14 protein-coding genes and 1 tRNA gene are annotated in these 16778 nt (G+C 73.8%); 5 read left to right on the top strand and 10 right to left on the bottom strand.

What is annotated here, in order from left to right; genetic code table 11:
- Positions 1-85 precede the first annotated feature (85 nt).
- The 4 genes from AB0L45_RS17930 to AB0L45_RS17915 form a co-directional block, all read right to left on the bottom strand.
- The gene (locus AB0L45_RS17930; protein WP_365840863.1) at positions 86-1270 is read right to left on the bottom strand and encodes a serine hydrolase; all 1185 of its coding nucleotides are present in this window, start codon (positions 1268-1270) and stop codon (positions 86-88) included.
- Positions 1271-1565: 295 nt separating this feature from the next.
- Complete coding sequence (locus AB0L45_RS17925) at positions 1566-2828, bottom strand: cytochrome P450 (RefSeq protein ID WP_365840861.1); 1263 nt, start codon at positions 2826-2828, stop codon at positions 1566-1568.
- Between the two features lie 60 nt (positions 2829-2888).
- The gene (locus AB0L45_RS17920) at positions 2889-4184 is read right to left on the bottom strand and encodes an MAB_1171c family putative transporter (protein WP_365840860.1); all 1296 of its coding nucleotides are present in this window, start codon (positions 4182-4184) and stop codon (positions 2889-2891) included.
- Complete coding sequence (locus tag AB0L45_RS17915; RefSeq protein ID WP_365840858.1) at positions 4177-4764, bottom strand: hypothetical protein; 588 nt, start codon at positions 4762-4764, stop codon at positions 4177-4179. Before AB0L45_RS17915 ends, AB0L45_RS17920 begins: the two co-directional genes overlap by 8 nt.
- Before the next feature lie 430 nt (positions 4765-5194).
- Between AB0L45_RS17915 and AB0L45_RS17910 the strand changes: the two genes are divergently transcribed.
- Positions 5195-6850 carry a hypothetical protein gene (locus AB0L45_RS17910; protein WP_365840856.1) on the top strand — a complete coding sequence of 552 codons (1656 nt, stop codon included), beginning with the start codon at positions 5195-5197 and terminating at the stop codon, positions 6848-6850.
- A gap of 42 nt (positions 6851-6892) precedes the next feature.
- Here the strand turns inward: AB0L45_RS17910 and AB0L45_RS17905 are convergent, their stop codons facing one another.
- The 3 genes from AB0L45_RS17905 to AB0L45_RS17895 form a co-directional block, all read right to left on the bottom strand.
- Positions 6893-7192, bottom strand: coding sequence for a hypothetical protein (locus AB0L45_RS17905; RefSeq protein ID WP_365840855.1), 300 nt, complete (start codon positions 7190-7192; stop codon positions 6893-6895).
- A complete protein-coding gene (locus tag AB0L45_RS17900; protein WP_365840853.1) occupies positions 7189-7668 on the bottom strand; it encodes a hypothetical protein in 480 nt (159 codons plus the stop codon). The genes AB0L45_RS17905 and AB0L45_RS17900 overlap by 4 nt, the downstream gene beginning before the upstream one ends.
- A 216-nt stretch (positions 7669-7884) precedes the next feature.
- Positions 7885-7961, bottom strand: a tRNA-Pro gene (locus AB0L45_RS17895).
- 191 nt (positions 7962-8152) lie between these two features.
- Here AB0L45_RS17895 and AB0L45_RS17890 point away from each other — a divergent pair.
- Positions 8153-8446, top strand: a complete 294-nt coding sequence (locus AB0L45_RS17890) for a YiaA/YiaB family inner membrane protein (RefSeq protein WP_365840851.1) — start codon at positions 8153-8155, stop codon at positions 8444-8446.
- Here the strand turns inward: AB0L45_RS17890 and soxR are convergent.
- A complete protein-coding gene (gene soxR / locus AB0L45_RS17885) occupies positions 8437-8931 on the bottom strand; it encodes a redox-sensitive transcriptional activator SoxR (RefSeq protein ID WP_365840849.1) in 495 nt (164 codons plus the stop codon). The two genes, AB0L45_RS17890 and soxR, sit on opposite strands and share 10 nt — an antisense overlap.
- 55 nt (positions 8932-8986) lie before the next feature.
- On the opposite strand from soxR, the gene AB0L45_RS17880 reads away from it, so the two are divergent.
- Together AB0L45_RS17880 and AB0L45_RS17875 are read left to right on the top strand one after the other, a co-directional pair.
- Positions 8987-9754, top strand: coding sequence for a transketolase (locus tag AB0L45_RS17880; RefSeq protein WP_365840847.1), 768 nt, complete (start codon positions 8987-8989; stop codon positions 9752-9754).
- A 146-nt stretch (positions 9755-9900) separates the two neighbouring features.
- Positions 9901-10806: a transketolase gene (locus tag AB0L45_RS17875; protein ID WP_365840845.1), complete on the top strand. Its 906-nt coding sequence runs from the start codon at positions 9901-9903 to the stop codon at positions 10804-10806.
- A gap of 54 nt (positions 10807-10860) precedes the next feature.
- On the opposite strand, the gene AB0L45_RS17870 is transcribed toward AB0L45_RS17875, so the two are convergent.
- Positions 10861-11784, bottom strand: coding sequence for an alpha/beta hydrolase (locus AB0L45_RS17870; RefSeq protein WP_365840843.1), 924 nt, complete (start codon positions 11782-11784; stop codon positions 10861-10863).
- 232 nt (positions 11785-12016) lie between these two features.
- Here AB0L45_RS17870 and AB0L45_RS17865 point away from each other — a divergent pair, with 232 nt between their 5' ends.
- Positions 12017-15259, top strand: a complete 3243-nt coding sequence (locus AB0L45_RS17865; protein ID WP_365840841.1) for an amidohydrolase family protein — start codon at positions 12017-12019, stop codon at positions 15257-15259.
- 11 nt (positions 15260-15270) lie between these two features.
- On the opposite strand, the gene AB0L45_RS17860 is transcribed toward AB0L45_RS17865, so the two are convergent.
- On the bottom strand, positions 15271-16470 hold the full coding sequence (locus AB0L45_RS17860) for a Gfo/Idh/MocA family oxidoreductase (RefSeq protein WP_365840840.1): 1200 nt from the start codon (positions 16468-16470) through the stop codon (positions 15271-15273).
- Between the last annotated feature and the right edge of the window lie 308 nt (positions 16471-16778).

The raw sequence follows: 16778 nt of genomic DNA, 5'->3' as shown, positions 1-16778 counted from the left end.
CGCCGGAGCCCCGTACGGCTGCGGGTCCGGCCGTTTCTTTGGCCGGATCAGGACGGTGCCGTGCGCGCGTGCGCTACGGGAACGGTCAGGCGCCGCCTCCGGGTGTGCGCCGTCCGCGGACGTACATGCGCCAGCCGAAGACCGCCCCCACCGCCAGGGCCACGGCGAAGCCGCCGGCCACCGCCCATCCCGCGGTCTGCGACCACCGGCCGGGCTCCCGGGAGACCTGCGCGGCGACCGGCCGTACGGAGGCGGGGCGGCGGCCGGCGTCGCTCCGCGCTCCGTCGGCCGACGGGGCGGCCCCGGCAGGCTGCAGGGAGCCCACCGGACGGGCCTTGCCCGCGGCGCGGAATCCCCAGTCCAGCAGCGAAGCCGCCTCGCGGTACACCGCGTTGGACGCGCCGGACCGCGGGTTCATGACGGTCACCAGCAGCGTCCGGCCGCCCCGTTCGGCCGCGGCGATCAGGGTGTTGCCGGCGTTGCTGGTGTAGCCGTTCTTGACCCCGACGATGCCCGGATAGCGCGGCGTCCCGTTGGCACCGGACAGCATCCGGTTGGTGTTCTGGATCTCGAACGAGGGGCTGCCCTTGCTGGGGAACCGGGCTGTCGTCGTGGCGCAGTACCGGGCGAAGTCGGCGTTGGCGAGGCCCGCGCGGCCGAAGACGCTCAGGTCGTACGCCGAGGAGACCTGCCCCGGACTGTCGTACCCGTCCGGCGACTTCACCGCGGTGTCCCGCGCGCCCAGCTGCCGCGCCCTGGCCTGCATCTCCCGGGCCGTGGCCGCCCAGCCGCCGTTCATCGAGGCGAGCACCCGCACCGCGTCGTTGCCGGAGCGCAGGAAGACACCGCGCCACAGGTCGGCGACCTGATAGCTGCGGCCCTCCTGGATGCCGACGAGGCTGCTGCCCGGGCCGATGCCCGCCAGTTCCTCAGGGGTGACCTTGTGCACGGCCCCCGCGCGGAACTTCGGCAGCACGGTGACCGCGAACAGGGTCTTGAGGGTGCTGGCCGGCGCGAGCCGCTGGTGCGCGTTCCTGGCCGCCAGCACGTCGCCCGTACGGACGTCCGTCACCGTCCAGGCGCGGGCCGACACGCCGTCCGGCAGCGCGGGGGCCCCGGCCCCCACCACCGCCTGCCCCGTACGGTCCCCCAGCTGGTCCGTCACCTGCTCGGCGTGGGCCGCCCCCGATATGGAGGTGAGCGTCAGCCCGGCGGCGGCGATGACGGCCGGCACACCGGCTTTCCGGGACAAAAGCGTGTGAAGTGCCATGTCTTCACGCTAGGAAGCACGCACTGCGCCCGCAGAGGGACCTACGCCAGACGGCCGAAGCTCCGGGACACGTACGGGACCGGGCTCCGCGGGCGTATCGAAGGCCAAGGGCTCACGGGCGGCTACGGCGCCAGGAGCGGCCCGGGCGGGCCCGCGGCAGGGCGCCGCCGGGCACATCCGCCCCGTACGCACGAGGACCCGCCCGGTGCGACGGGGGATGCACACCGGGCGGGCCTCACGACCTTTCTACCGCATGAAGGAACGGTTATGCCTCAAAAACTTGTTCGTCCCGCGATTACCAGGCGACGGGGAGCGAGATCAAGCCACGTGCGCGCAGCGTCCTGCGGTGGCGCAGCGCGGACCGCGGAACGTCCAGCCGCAGCCCGGGAAAACGGCTGATGAGAGCGGCCAGCGCGGTCTCCGTCTCCATCCGCGCCAGGGCCGCGCCGAGGCAGTGGTGGATGCCGTGCCCGAACGTGAGGTGGCCCCTGGCGTCCCGGCCCGTGTCCAGCGTGCCGGCGCCGGGGAAGCGGTGCGGGTCGCGGTTGGCGGAGGCCAGGGAGAGCAGCACCGTCTCGCCCGCCGGCACCCGTACACCGCCGATTTCCACGTCCTCGACGGGGAACCGGCGGATGGCCAGCGCGACCGGTCCGTCGTAGCGCGCGAACTCCTCCACGGCCGCCGCCAGTTCGGCCGGATCCGCACGCAACGCCGAGAGGCGCCCGGGGTGGTCCAGCAGGGCGAGTACGGAATTGCCGATGAGGTGGACGGTGTTCTCGTAGCCGGCGAAGAGCAGGAGGAAGGCGAGCGAGGTCAGTTCGTCCTCGGTGAGCCGGTCCCCGCCGGCGTCCGGCCCCGTACCACCGTCCGTACCGGCACCGGCCGCGCCCCCGCCCGCGTCACCGTCCCTGACCATGATCAGGTCGGACAGCAGGTCGTCCCCTGGCGCGGTCCGCTTGGCCGCGATCAGGCCGGTGTAGTAGCGCATCATCGCCCCGACGGCCTCCTTCGCCTGCTCCGGCCGGGCCGGGTCGGGCGCCATCAGCGCGTCCGTCCAGCTCCGGAAGTCCGGGCGGTCCCGCTCCGGTACGCCGAGCAGGTCGCAGATGACGACGATGGGCAGCGGACCGGCGTAACACGCGATCAGGTCGGCCCGGCCGGCGTCCTGCACCGCGTCCAGCAGGCTGTCCGCGAGCCGCCGTACGGGCTCCCGCAGCTTCTCGACCCGGCCCGGCGTGAACGCCTTCGCCACCAGGCGGCGCACCCGCGTGTGGTCCGGCGGATCCATGTTGAGCAGGTTGGCGTCCAGCGCGGGCGGGAGCGAGAAGCCGCGGTAACCGTTGCGCGCGTGGCGCTTGTCGAGCGAGAGCCGTGGGTCGGACAGGCCGCGGCGCACGTCCTCGTACCGTGTCACCAGCCACGCGGGCTGTCCGTCGGGGACGGCGATGCGGTGTACGGGGCCGGCGTCCCGCAACGCGGCATAGCCGGCGTACGGATCGTCCAGGAGGTGCGTCACGTCGATGAGGTCGTCGGGGCCGGTCTCGGCGGTGTTCTGCATGGTGCACGACTCTAGACACGGCCCCCCGCCGGAGGACGGGCGGCCGCCGCCCCGTCCCCTTCAGTGCCGCTGCATGGCGCTGCGCTGCCGCAGCTCGGTGAGCACCGTGTCGGTCAGCGGCGAGTGGTAGACGTCCGCGACGCGCGCCAAGTGCTCGAACTCCGCCGCGAGTTCGGGCCCCTCTCCGGTACGGGAACCACCGGCCCGGCCGGCCGGCACCTGCTCAGCACCCCACCGCGGCACCCGCTCCCCCGGCCGTTCCTCGGCCATCACCACCACGCTGTCGGCGCCGAGGACGGGTACGAGCCCGATGGCCCGGTTCTCCAGCCCGCGGCGCAGCGCGGCGGCCTCCGCGACGGCCGCCAGCTGCCGTTCGTCCGCCACCACCGCGCGCCCGCGCTCCCGCGCGATGTCGACGGTGTCCGACTCCACGTACCGCCGGATGCCGCGCTGCACGTCCCGGATCTCCGCCATCTGCCGGTCCGCGCGCCACTGGAGGCCGGTGAGCCGCCACCGGCCGGCCCAGGCCGGCCGCCGCTCGGTCACCTCGGGGGCCTGCGCCGCGACGTCCTTCCACAGCGGCTGCAGCCGGCGCAGCCGGCGCCAGGCGCACGCCCGGGTGCCCGCGGCCGGCAGCGTGAGCCCGGCCAGCACCAGGACCGCGGCGACCGACGCGCTCAGCGGCGCCACCACGTCGGTGAGCCACGGCGCCTCGTGCCCGGCCCAGGACAGGACGAAGCCGGCCAGTTTGCAGGCGCAGTACACCAGGCCGAGCCGGCAGCCCGCGGCCAGCAGCCGCAGACCGCGGGCGAGCCAGGACGGGCCGACCTGGCGGGCGTAGCGCGGGCAGAGGACGCCCAGCCCCACCAGGCTCGTGCCGAAAATGGCCAGATACAGCATCAGGAACGCCAGCACGCCCGGCGAACCGGCGTACGCCGTACTGAAGTCGCGCGGATGTTCCACGTCGTCCGGCCGCCCGACGGCGAAACAGGTGACCGCGACCGCCCAGGCGACGGCCACCGCGCCCACGGCCGCACGGGACCGGGTACGGGCCCGCGCCCGGCCGGCGTCGTCCGTACCGCTGCTCCAGCGCAGCAGCAGGACGAACGCGGCGGCCGCGAAGACCACGACCGAGGAGCAGAGGAGGACCATCGCCAGGTTCGGCACGCCGGTCAGCCGGTCGAACCACAGGTAGACGCTGGGGGTGGAGAAGACGAACACCGTCGCCACCCCCGCGCTCATCACACACGTCAGGCCCAGGTCCGAGTTGCCGCGGTCGCGGAGCCAGGCCCGCGTCTTGAAGGCGACGACGGCCCACGCCACCGCGCCGGAACACAGGTACAGCACGTCAAACACCCGTTCCCCCGTCCGTGTCAGCTGTGCCGGCGCCCTGCACGGCGCCGTCCTTCCCGTCAGCGCCGCCCTTCCGCCCGGCGCTGTCCTCCCGCTCGGCGCCGTCCGCGCCTCCCGCGCCGCCCCGCCCGGCGCGCCGGTGCCACAGCGCCGGTGCCAGGACCGCCGCGAGGTCGGCGGCCCGCCCCGTCAGCTCGGGCCCGCGGTCCACCGCCGACGGCACCACCCGCTCCATGAGCAGCGCGCCCAGCACCTCCGCCGCCCGCGTGGCGGCCCCGTACCGCCCGGGCAGGTCCCTCCCCGGTGCGGCCCTCCCGTGCGGATCCCTGCCGGGCACGTCGGCCGTCCCGTGGTCCAGCAGCAGACGGCCGAGTTCGTGCAGCACGATGTGCGTCTGGTGCCAGGGAGTGGTGCGGAGTTCGCAGAAGATCCAGTACCCGTCGGCGGTGCCGGCCGTCACCCCGGAGGCCGTACCGCCCAGCACCATCGGCACGATCCGTACGGGACGTCCCAGGCGCGCCGCGACGGCATGGCACACGTCCGCCAGGTCCGCCGGGACGGGCAGGTCCAGTTCCCGGACCAACCGCTCGCACCGGTACCGTGCGCGCCGGGCCCGCGCGCCCGCGCGCAGCCGTCCCCACGGCCTTCCGCGCACGCTCCGCGCCCCGTTCCCGGTCCGCGCGCCCCCCATCAGCATCCGCCCCCCGAGCTCCCCCGGATCCCGGCCGCCCGCGCCCCGCACGCAGTTGTCACCGCCGAAACCGCAGCTCGCATCGTGTCACGCACGCGATCTCGCGCACCAGTGCACTTACGGACAGTGAAAAACGGGGAAACCGCGGCCCGTTACCGAGGATTTCCCAGCCAGGTCGGCCCACTCGTCGCCGCCGCGCGCCGGCCCGTCGGGAGCGCACCCGTCCGTGGGGACCGCGACGGTACGCCCGGCACCCCGCGCGTCGCTGTGCCACGCTTTCCGCACGCACGGTGGCCGGTCCGTCACGGGGGAAGGGGCGTGCATGGGCGCGGAGTTGTTCTCCGAGAGGTTCGCCGGCTCCGGCGTGCCGACGGCCTGGGCGGTGACACCGACCGAGGGACTGCGGTGGGTGCTCGTGTGGAGCATCTCCTCCCTGGCACTGGCCGGGCTCTGTGAACGCCGTATGCGGCAGCAGGTGGCGGGACTGCTCTTCAGAAAAGAGCTGACCGTTCTGCTGGTCGGGGTCTATTTCCTGGTCACCGTGGGGGTGGCCTACCAGTACCCCCAGTGGTGGGAGCAATGGTGGACGTATGTGGTCCCCGGCAGCACGCTGTTGCTGGGGGTGGTGTTCTGGCTGCCGCTGCAGGGCGCCCGGCTTTCCTGGCACGGTGCGTGGGACTTCCGGTACCCGCTCGCCACCCCGGACGGCGAGGGCTTGGAGCAGGAGCGGCACCGAGAAACTCTTTCGCCCGTCCGGAGCACTCCGCGCGAACGGCGTCCGAGTGTGCCGCGGGAGACGCGGCTGCGGCTGCTGACCTTGCTGCTGGTGCTCGTCGGCCTGGCCTGCGCGCTCATTCCGCTGCTGGTGGTCAACGCTCCGCACCGGTATCCCGACTGGCTGGCGTCGAACGCATTCCTGTGGGGAGTGACCGGTCTGTTCACCATCGGATACGGCCGTAAAACGCTGCGCCTCGCCTGTAAACGGGAGGACGACGGCTTTCCTTCCTTCCCCGCACGCAAGGGTGCCTGGGTGGGGTTCGTCCTGTGGCCGGCCGCCTGCCTGTGCTGCCTGGCGGGCTTGGCCCTCACCCTGGGGGCGATGACCGTGATGATGAATCCCGGCGGCCACACCTCAGGGGCCCTCTTCCTCGCGTTCCCTCTCATGCCGGCAGGGGGCCTGCTCTTCGCACGGGGACGGAAGACGTTCCTCCGGGCCCGCCGGCACCGGGCCCGTGTCATTCCCGGGCCCGAGGTGCTCAAGCCGGGCTCGTACGTCCTGTATCTGCGGCCCTTCGAGGACGACCGGCGTCGCACCGCCCTCCATGAGGTCCCGCTGCCCGGCGCGGTGGGCGGAGTGATGGGCTTCGCCATGTCCCGGCGGTCGGCGGAGGAACACATCACCGACGCGCTGCGCCCCGTCGGGCCGCTGATCGCCGTCGGCGAGCCGGGCGAGACGCTGCCGCACGTGGGGGCGGCGCGCATGGAACTGCCCGTCGAGCCGCGCAACGCATGGCGCGCACCGGTCCACCGGCTCATGCGCCGGTCCCGCCTGACCGTGCTCACCCTGGGCACCAGCGAGAGCGCCCTGTGGGAACTGAAGGAGGCGCTGTCCGTACTGCCTCCGCAGCGGCTCGTCCTCTTCCTGCCGCCCATGGAGAACGCGACGTACGCGCGCATCCGGGCAGCGGCCGACGCCTGGGCCCTCCAGGAGCCGGCAGCCCCGTCCGGGACGCGCGGGGCGGCCCGCGTGCCGGCCGCGCGACTGCCGGCTCGTCCCGGCCGGCTCAGCACCGACGACTGCGAACCGGTGCAGGGCATCGTCCGCTTCGCCCCGGACGGCACTCCGGCCTTCGCCCACGTCCGGGCGAGCCACAACGAACCGACCCGGAACCTGTTCACCGCCTTGCTGCCGGGCCTGGCCCCGGCCTTCGCGGTCCTCATGGAATACGAGGAGCAGACGGGCCGGCACTGCTGCTGACGCACCGGGGCCGCCCACGGCCCGCGGGAGGGCGCTCGCGCGTCAGCCGGGCCCCTTCCGCAGCCGGCGGGCGGCGGCGCGGATGGCCTGCGCGTACGGGATGTCGAAGGCCCGGGTCTCCGGGTCGAGCTCCCGGAAGGGCACCAGAGCCCGGTGCCGGCCGTCGACCGACAGCATCCAGGCCGACCAGGCGTCGTGCACGTCCTCTTCGGTGACCTGCTCTCCCTTGGCCCTCAGCAGAACGGCGTAGATACGGAAGAGGCCGTCGGAATCCGCCGGGGGTTCGGCTTCCGCCGGAAGGCAGGAGCGGATCAGGGTGGCGAGTCGGTCCAGATAGGTCACGTGGTCAGTGTGCCAACGAAAATCAGCAGGTGTGCACCGACGAACACCACGGGAATGGCGCGTTCGGACGTGCCCAGCTCCGCGTAGCGCCTGCGCCGGCCGCGGAGGGGGTCCGGTTTCAGCTCGTCCCATTCGTCGGTGAAGACCTTCATCGGAAGGTGTTCCTCCGCCTTGTTGATGCCTTTGAACTTCGCCGCGTTGAGGTCGCGGTAGCTGCGCAGCTGCATCCACCAGGCCGCCGAGAGAGCCACCCCGGCCAGGAACACGGCCAGCAGCACCCACCAAGGGGCCGTGGAGAGCTTCGGGAATCCCAGACCGACCAGTGCGATGAACGCGGACTGCACCGTCAGGAAGAACGCGTTGGCCGTTCCCCGGCGCGCCGAGACGCGGTCGGCCATCTCTACGGCGAGTTTGTAGAGTTCCAGTATCTCCGCCCGCTCCTGCGGCCGGGAGCCTGTCCCGTCGATCTCGTCCATGGCGGTCCGGACACCCCGTCGGCGCGCCCGGCGTCACGCGCACCGAGCGCGGCCCCGCACGGCCGCCCGCCTCACCCGTAGGGCCGCCCGCGAGCAGGTACCCGGAAACGGTCACCCCCCATCCGGGGTGACACTTCCCAGCTCCCACCGCGGTCCAAACGCGGTGAAGGCCGCCCTCGCATTGCTGCGAAAACGGCCTGCGACCTGCGAAAACGCTGGTCGGGACGACAGGATTTGAACCTGCGACCCCTTGACCCCCAGTCAAGTGCGCTACCAAGCTGCGCCACGTCCCGATGCCCGTCCGGTCCGGGTTTCTCCCCGGTCGGCCGCGCAGGAAGAACAATACCGCATGTCAGGGGGTGTCCACCGCCAGGTTCCGGTCGCGGGCTCCGGCCGGCCGGTCCGGCGCGGTGCGCGCCCGCGTGCGGGGCGGATGAGTACGCGTACTCATCCGCCCCCGGCGCGGTGGCGGAACCCTACGCGCATGACGACTCCATCGATACAGCGGCCGACGACCACCGCCTTCTTCGTCCAGTCCGCGATCTCGTTCGGGCTGTCGCTGGCCGCCCTGATGGTCGGGATCGCCAAGCTGCCCGTGGGCGCCTGGGAGCGCGGCTTCCTCGGGCTCGGTCTGGTCTTCGTGGTCTCGTCGGCGTTCACGCCGGCCCAGTGCGTACGGGACCGGCAGGAGGTCGAGGAGGTGACCAACCGGGTGGACAAGGCACGGATCGACAAGCTGCTGATCGAGCAGGACGTCTTCAAGCCCGGTCAGGTCTGACGCCCGGCGTCCGGCGTGCGGACGCCGACCGTTTCGGGGCGGTCGCCCATCAGGTAGCGGGCGCCCGCCCCGCGTGCCGCCGCGGCGTCGCCCGGGTTGTACAGGCCGCACTTGCGCAGGCTCAGGCAGCCGCAGCCGATGCAGCTGGACAACTGGCCGCGCAGCTTCTGGAGTTCGGCGATCTGCTGGTCGATCCGGCGGGTCCAGGTGCGGGCGACCTTGTTCCACTGGGCGGCGTTGGGGGCACGGTCCTGCGGCAGGGCGGCCAGGGCCGTGCCGGCCTCCTCCAGGGAGAGGCCGACCGCCTGGGCCGCCCGGATGAAGGCGATACGGCGCAGGGTGGCGCGGGTGTATCGGCGCTGCCCGCCGCCGGTGCGCTCGGAGTGGATCAGGCCCAGCTCCTCGTAGTACCGCAGCGCGGAGGCGGCCAGTCCGCTGCGCCCGGCCAGCTCGCCGATCGGCAGACGGTCATGGGGTGAGGTCATGCCCACCAGACTAGCGCTTGACTTCAAGCGCACTTGAAGTTGCACGCTCTCTGCCATGACGAACGCGACCACGCACGAACCCGCCGCCACCGCCACCGACTTCGCCGGCCTCCCGCACCTGATGAGCCTGATGACCGGCGACGAGAAGCACGGCCCGGCCGCCACCTCCACCCTCGACGCGCTGTGGGTGCTCTACGACCGGGTGCTGCGGGTCTCCCCCGCCACCGCCCAGGATCCCTCCCGGGACCGTTTCCTGCTGTCCAAGGGCCACGGCCCGATGGCCTACTACGCGGTGCTCGCCGCCAAGGGCTTCTTCCCCACCGCGTGGCTGCCGGGCTTCGGCTCGTACGACTCGCCGCTCGGCCACCACCCGGACCGGGTGCTGGTGCCGGGCGCGGAGATCGGCAGCGGTTCGCTGGGGCACGGGCTGCCGCTGGCCGTGGGCACGGCGCTCGGGCTGCGGGCCCAGGACCGTACCGACCCGGCGGTGTGGGTCCTGATCGGCGACGCGGAGCTGGACGAGGGCAGCAACCACGAGGCCATCGCGTACGCGGGCGCCGCGGGCCTGTCCCGGCTGCACACGCTGGTCGTCGACAACTCCTCGTCCAGCCACGGCTGGCGCGGCGGGATCGCCTCCCGGTTCGAGGCCGCCGGCTGGTCCGCGGTGACGGTGGACGGGCGTGACCACGAGGCGCTGTACGACGCGTTCACCGCGCCGCACCCGGACCGGCCGCACGCGGTCGTCGCCCGGGTCGAGCCCAAGGAGTACGCGGGCGAGCCGAAGCCGAAGTCACAGCCGGAGGCCGTGGCCGAGGCGGCCTGACCGGCCTCACCCGCATCACCGACATCACCGGCCTGAGGCGCGCCGACCGCCCCGTACCCGTACCGCATCCGGACGGACCCGCTCCCCCCACCCCCGCAACGCATCACATCGCATCGCATCGCATCGACTCACGAAGGACCCCTCTCATGGACACCATGCGCGAACGTTTCGCCTCCGTCACCACCCGGCTGCTCGACGAGGACCCGCGGCTGGCGGTCGTCCTCGCCGACATCGGCGTGGACGGCTTCCGGTCCGCCGCGGAACGCCACCCCCACCGGGTGGTGAACGTCGGGATCAGAGAGCAGCTGCTGATCGGGGTGGGCGGCGGCCTCGCCCTGACCGGGATGCGGCCCGTCATGCACACCTTCGCCAGCTTCCTGGTGGAGCGCCCCTTCGAGCAGGTCAAGCTGGACCTCGGGCACCAGGACGTGGGCGGGGTGCTGGTGAGCGCGGCGGGCTCGTACGACTGGCCGGCCGGCGGCTTCACCCACATGGCGCCGGGCGACATCGCGCTGCTCGACAGCCTGGACGGCTGGACCATGCACGTCCCCGGCCACCCGGACGAGGCCGAGACGCTGCTGCGGCACGCCGCCGCGGCCGGTGACGACAAGGTGTACGTACGGCTGTCGGTGCAGAGCAACGAGGCGCCGCGGCCGGTCGACGGGGCCGGCTTCCTGACGGTGCGCGAGGGGCGCGGCGGTGTCGTGCTGGCGGTCGGGCCGATGCTGGACGACGTCCTGGCCGCGACCGAGGGCCTGGACGTGACGGTGCTGTACGCGACGACCGTGCGGCCCTTCGACGCCGCGGCGCTGCGTACCGCGGTGGCCGGGACGGCGGCGGCGGCGGACGTGGTGCTCGTCGAGCCGTACCACGAGGGCACCTCGACCCGGCACGCGAACGACGCGCTGGCCCACGTGCCGCACCGCGTCCTCGGCCTGGGCGTCGGACGCCGGGAACTGCGCCGCTACGGGCAGCTCGACGAGCACCTGGCGGGCCAGGGCCTGGACGCGCGGTCGCTGCGCGAGCGGATCACCGGCTTCCTGGCCCGGTGACGCCGGCCCCCGGAGGCCGGACCGCCGGACGCCGCGCCTCCGGACGCCCGCGGGCTACACGCGGGCGTCCAGCCACGCCAGCAGGTCGCGCTGGACCTCGTCGCGGTTGGTCTCGTTCAGGATCTCGTGGCGGGCCCCGGGGTAGGCCCGCCACGTCAGGTCGCGCAGGCCCAGGTAGCGGAAGTCCTCCAGGAGTTCGGCGACCTGCGTCAGCCGCTGGTGGCACGGGTCCTGGTCACCGACGGCGAGGTGGACGGGCAGTCCGAGCGGTACGCGGGCCAGGTTGCGCGGGTCGTTGATCTTACGGACCGCCCGCAGCCAGTCCAGGGCCAGCCCGGCGCTGAAGGGGAAGCCGCAGGCATCGTCGGCCACGTAGCGGTCCACCTCGGCGGTGTCGCGGGAGAGCCATTCGAAGCCGGTGCGGGGTGCGTACGGGTCGTTGAAGGAGCTGAAGAGGTGCGGTACGAAGCCGGAGCGGGCGGCGCGGCCGTGCGCGGCGATCTCCGCCTCCAGGGCGGCGGCACCGGTCTCGATCTCGGCACCGGGCAGGCTGCGGAAGGTGCCGCTGAGGATCAGCCCGGCCAGGTCGGCACCGTACTCCTGGGCGTAGTCGCGGGCCAGCATCGAGCCCATGCTGTGGCCGAACAGGACCAGCGGCAGGCCGGGGTGGGCGGCACCGGCCCGGTCCCCGATGTGCTTGAGGTCGGTGACGACGGCCCGCCACGCGTCGTCGCCGACGACGCCCAGGCCGCCGGTGGAGGCGGCGGTCGCGCCGTGGCCCCGGTGGTCGGAGGCGATCACCGCGTAGCCGTGGCCGGTCAGGAAGCGGGCGAACCGGTCGTAGCGCCGGGCGTGCTCGGCCGCGCCGTGGGCGATCTGGACCAGGGCACGCGGCTGCCCGGATTCCGGCAGCCAGGTGTACGTGGCGATGCGGGCACCGTCCGGGGCGTGGTGGAAGTCCTGCTGTACGGCCTGCATGGCGCGCTCTCCTGACTGCCGGGACGCACGGGGCACGGGGCGGCAGCGGCGGGCGGAACGGGCCGCCCGCCGCACGCCGCCGCGGATCATCGCCCCCACTCTCCCCCCGCGCCCCGCGACACTCCAAGAGCCGTGCGCGGCGGGGTGTTGACCTCGGGCCATCGGTGCGTGACACGATCAGTCGGCTCGCCCGGACCACCGACCCACGCAACCCCCCATGGCTGGAGGATCGTTGGACACCACGGACAGATCTGCGGACGCGTCCCCGACCGCGCGCCTTCCGCGGCCCTTCTCCCGGCGCACGTTCTTGCAGGGCACGGCCTCCGCCGCGGCCGTCGCCGGCGTGGCCGGGCTGCCGGGCCCGCTCGCCGCCACCGCCCGCGCCGCCGGGGCCGCCCGGCTGCCGGTCCTCTCGTTCACCGCCGCCACGAACGGCGCCGCCACTCTCTCCCCCGCCGGCGACCGGCTGGTCGCCGAGGTCCAGAACGTCCTGTGGTCCGTGCCGCGCGGGGGCGGCGCGGCACACGCGCTCACCCCGCCGGACCTGGAACCCACCCGGCCCGTCTTCTCCCCCGACGGCAGCCGCCTGGCCGTCTGCGCCTACCGGGGCGGCGGCTTCCACCTCTGGACGCTGCGTCCGGACGGCTCGGACCTGCGGCAGCTGACCGACGGGCCGTGGGACGACCGCGGCCCGGCCTGGTCGCCGGACGGCACCCGGATCGCCTTCGCGTCCGAGCGGGGCGGTGATCCGGTGGCGGGCAGCCCGTACCGGATCTGGGTGCTGGACGTACGGACACGGAAGCTGACCCGCGTCACCGGGCGCCCCGGGCAGGCCGGCCCCCACCAGGACGGCGCGTGGGAGGACTTCGACCCCACGTGGTCACCGGACGGCGAACGGCTGTGGTTCGTGCGCGGCGCGGTGTCCGGCACCGCGCTGGACAGCCGTACCGTCGCGTCCGTACGGGCCGACGGCGGCGGCGAGGTCCGCACCGAGCACACGGCCGTCGCCGGCACCCAGGCCATGGTCCCGGCCGTGGCGCCCGCCGCGCGGGGCGGTGCCGCCCGGCTCGCCTACCTGCGGACCACCGACCGCCCCGGCGCCACCTGCACGCTCGTCGTGGACGGCGCCGAGGTCCCGGTGGCGGGGGACGTGGAGCCGGTACCGCCGCGCTGGATCTCGCGCGAGGAGCTGCTGCTGACCGTCGGCGGGCAGTTCACGGTACTGCGGCCGGCCGCGCCGGACACCGCGGAAACCATTCCCTTCACCGCCGACCTGCCGGTCCGCCGGCCGCGCTACCAGGTCAAGGACTACGGCTTCGAGCGCACCGGCCGGCAGCCGGTGCGCGGTGTGCACCTGCCCGCGCTCTCCCCGGACGGGCGCCAGGTGGCCTTCGCCGCCCTGGACTCGCTGTGGCTCGTGTCCGCTTCGGGCGGCCGGCCGCGGCGGCTCGTCCGGGCGGGCGCCACCCGGTACGTCCTCGGGCCGAGCTGGGCCCGCGACGGCCGCTCCCTGGTGTACGCGGACGACCGCGACGGGCTGTTCGCGGTCCGCCGGCGCGATCTGGCGACCGGTGAGGAGACGGTGCTGGCCGGCGGGGGCCGGGTGCAGCCCGCGCTGTCCCCGGACGGCAGCCGACTCGCCGCGATCGACATGTCAGGAAATCTCGTCGTACGGAATCTGGCCGACGGCAAGGAGACGCTGACCGCCCCCCTGGGCGGCGGCGGGGTGCCGGGCCGCCCCAGCTGGTCCCCGGACGGCCGCTACGTGGCCTTCTGCGACCGCAACCGCCTCAACCGCCGCTTCCGCGAGGGCTACAACCTCATCCGCGTCCTCGACACCCGCACCGGCAAGGACCGGCTGCACGCCCCGGACCCCGGCCACACCCTGCACTCGATCGCCGACCGCTACGACTCCGGGCCCGTCTGGTCGCCGGACGGCCGGTGGATGGCGCTGATCGCCGAATCCGCGCTGTGGGTGCTGCCCGTACGCCCGGACGGCACCCCCGACGGCGCCCCCCGACGGCTGACCGACGAGAGCGCCGACCACCCGTCCTGGTCCGGTGACTCCCGCACCCTGCTGTACCTGTCGGCCGGACGGCTGCGGCTGACCGGTGTGGACGGCGGCACCGCCCGTACGGTCAGGGTGTCCCTGGACCACCGCGGTACGCGCGCCCGGGACACGGTCGTGCACGCGGGCCGGTTCTGGGACGGCACCGGCGAGGAGGTGCGCGAGGACGTCGACGTGGTGGTGCGCGACGGCCGGATCACCGACGTGGAGCCGCACGGCCGGGCCGCGGGACGGCGCGCCGCCCGCCGCGTCGACGCCTCCGCGCGCACCGTGATCCCCGGCCTGTGGGACTCGCACACCCACCCCTGGCAGACGACGTACGGCGGCCGGCAGACCGCGCTCCAGCTCGCCTACGGCATCACCACCGCCGTCTCCTTCGGCGGCTTCTCCTACGAGCAGGCCCGCGTCCGGGAGTCCGTCGCCGCCGGCACGCTCGCCGGGCCCCGGCTGCTGTCCTGCGGCGAGCTGCTCGACGGCAGCCGCGTCGCGTACAGCATGGGCCGCGCCCACGCCACGCGGGAGGGTCTGCGCCGGTCGCTGGAGCGGGGTGCCGCGCTCGACTGGGACTTCGTCAAGACGTACGTACGGGCCCCCGGCTGGATCATGGAGGAGGCCGCGCGCTTCGCGCACCAGCGGCTGGGGGTGCGGTCCGGCAGCCATCTGCTGTCCCCCGGCGTGCAGCTCGGCCAGGACCTGACGACCCACCTCCAGGCCACCCAGCGCCTGGAGTTCGGGCACGCCGTCAGCGCCACCGGCCATGCCTACCAGGACGTGGAGGAGATCTACACCGGCACGGACTTCCACCTCATCGCCACGCCCTTCACCGCGTCCGTGCTGCTGGGCGAGGACCCCGGCCTCGCCGAGGACGCACGCGTCACGACCCTCATGCCGCCCTGGGACGCCGCCCTGGCACGGGAGAACGCGGGCCACCGCCCCACCCCGAAGCAGCTGGGCGACATCGAGACCGAGGTCGGCGTCTACCGGCGGGTGCTGCGCGGCGGCGGCCTCGTCGCCCTCGGCACGGACCAGCCGCTGACGCCGGTCGGCCTGCACCTGCACCTGGCGCTGCGCGCCCTGCACCGCTACGGACTCACCGCGGCGCAGGCCCTGCGCACCGCCACCGCCCTGCCGGCCCGCGTCTTCGGCGCGGACCGGGACCTCGGCACGCTGGAGGAGGGCAAGCTGGCCGACCTGGTGATCGTGGACGGCGACCCGTTCACCGACTTCGACTCACTCGTCCGCACGGCGGCGGTGCTGCGGGGCGGGCGGCTGTACGAGCAGGAGGACCTGGTGGCGTCCTTCCCCGCGCCGGACGCCCGCCGGGCCGGGGCCGGGGCGGGCGCGGTGAACTGGCTGGAGGTGGGACGGCAGCACCGGCGCGACTCCTGCTGCGGCGCGGCCGATTGAGGGCGGCCGGCTCAGCCCTCCTTGGTCTGGCCGCGCTCGAAGTAGTCCACCAGCTCCGGGTCCAGCGGCGGCACCTCGCGCGGGGTGCCGCCGTCCCGGAGCGAGGCGGTGGCCCGGTCGCCCGCCGCCACCGCCATCCGGGCGGCGACCGGTGAGGTGTCGGTCGGCCCGCCGTGCCGGACGAACCGCAGGAACTCGTCCACCAGCAGCGGATCGGCGCCGCCGTGCCCGGCCTCGTCGTCCGCCTCACTGGCGGGCAAGTCGTACACGGCGTCGGCGTCGGCGCGGTACCCGGACTGGCGGGAGTTCCACACCCGTACCGAACCGCCCGGCCCGTCACCGAAGTTCTCCAGGCGCCCCGCGTCACCGATGACGGTGTAGTTGCGCCAGTAGTCCGGGCTGAAGTGACACTGCTGGTACGCGGCCAGCACCCCGTTGTCCAGGCGCATGTTGACCAGGGAGACGTCCTCGACGTCGATCCGCGGGTTCAGGCCGCGCTGGCTGCCGGGGGGCCAGTGCGCGTCGTGCGCCAGCCAGTCGTCCGGCCGGGGCTCGCCCGGCGCCCGCCGCATGCCCGGGTCGCCGTACACCGTCAGGTCGCCCAGCGCCTGCACCTGGCACGCGTAGCCGTTCGCGAGCCAGTGCAGCGCGTCCAGGTCGTGCGCGCCCTTCTGGAGCAGCAGCCCGTTGGTGTGCCGCCGCTCGGCGTGCCAGTCCTTGAAGTAGTAATCGCCGCCGTGTCCGACGAAGTGCCGTACCCACACGGTCCTGACCCGGCCGATGTCGCCGCGTGTGATCAGCTCGCGCATCAGGCGGATGACCGGCATGTGGCGCATGTTGTGGCCGACGTACAGGCGCGTGCCGGTGGTGAAGGCGGTGCGCAGGATCGTGTCGCAGTCCTCTATGGAGATGGCGAGGGGCTTCTCCACGAAGACCGGCCGGCCCGCACGCAGCGCCTGGCACGCCAGGTCGGCGTGGGTGTGGTCGGGCGTCAGGAGCAGGAGCGCGTCGAGGCCGGGGTGGTGCAGCAGGGCCCGGTGGTCGGCGAACGTCTCGGCGCCGGGCAGGCGTCGGGCGGCATACGCCAACGCGTCCGGGTCGGTGTCGGCCACTGCGGCCACCCGGGCGCCGTACCCCGGCCGGTGGGCGGTCAGCGCGAGATCGCCGCGCAGCCCGAAGCCGATGACGCCCAGGCGCAGATCGTCGGTCATGAGGTGCCTCCAGAAGCTGACGGACTCCATGGTCGGCGGGGTGCGGGGACCAAGGAACGACGGGGCGGCGGGGCCGTGGACCACCGGTGTCACGCCTCCCTTCGCCACCCCACGAGAACACCGCCGGACGTGCTGCACGCACCGTAAACCACAGGGGTGGTGAGCGGGTTCCGCGCGCTCCCATTGGTCGCATAAATGCACGGTGTTGATGTTTTATGCGCCGTGCAGCAGGTATGCCAACGGGTATTGCACGAGGTAAGCACCCCATGACGGTCCGGAACGGCGGGATGGGGACCAGGGCGACCGAC

It is taken from the genome of Streptomyces sp. NPDC052496, assembly GCF_040679095.1.
In the GTDB taxonomy this organism is placed as follows: Bacteria; Actinomycetota; Actinomycetes; order Streptomycetales; family Streptomycetaceae; genus Streptomyces.
The sequence above is the reverse complement of the archived record's forward strand: the minus strand, read 5'-3'. Positions and strand labels throughout refer to the sequence as shown.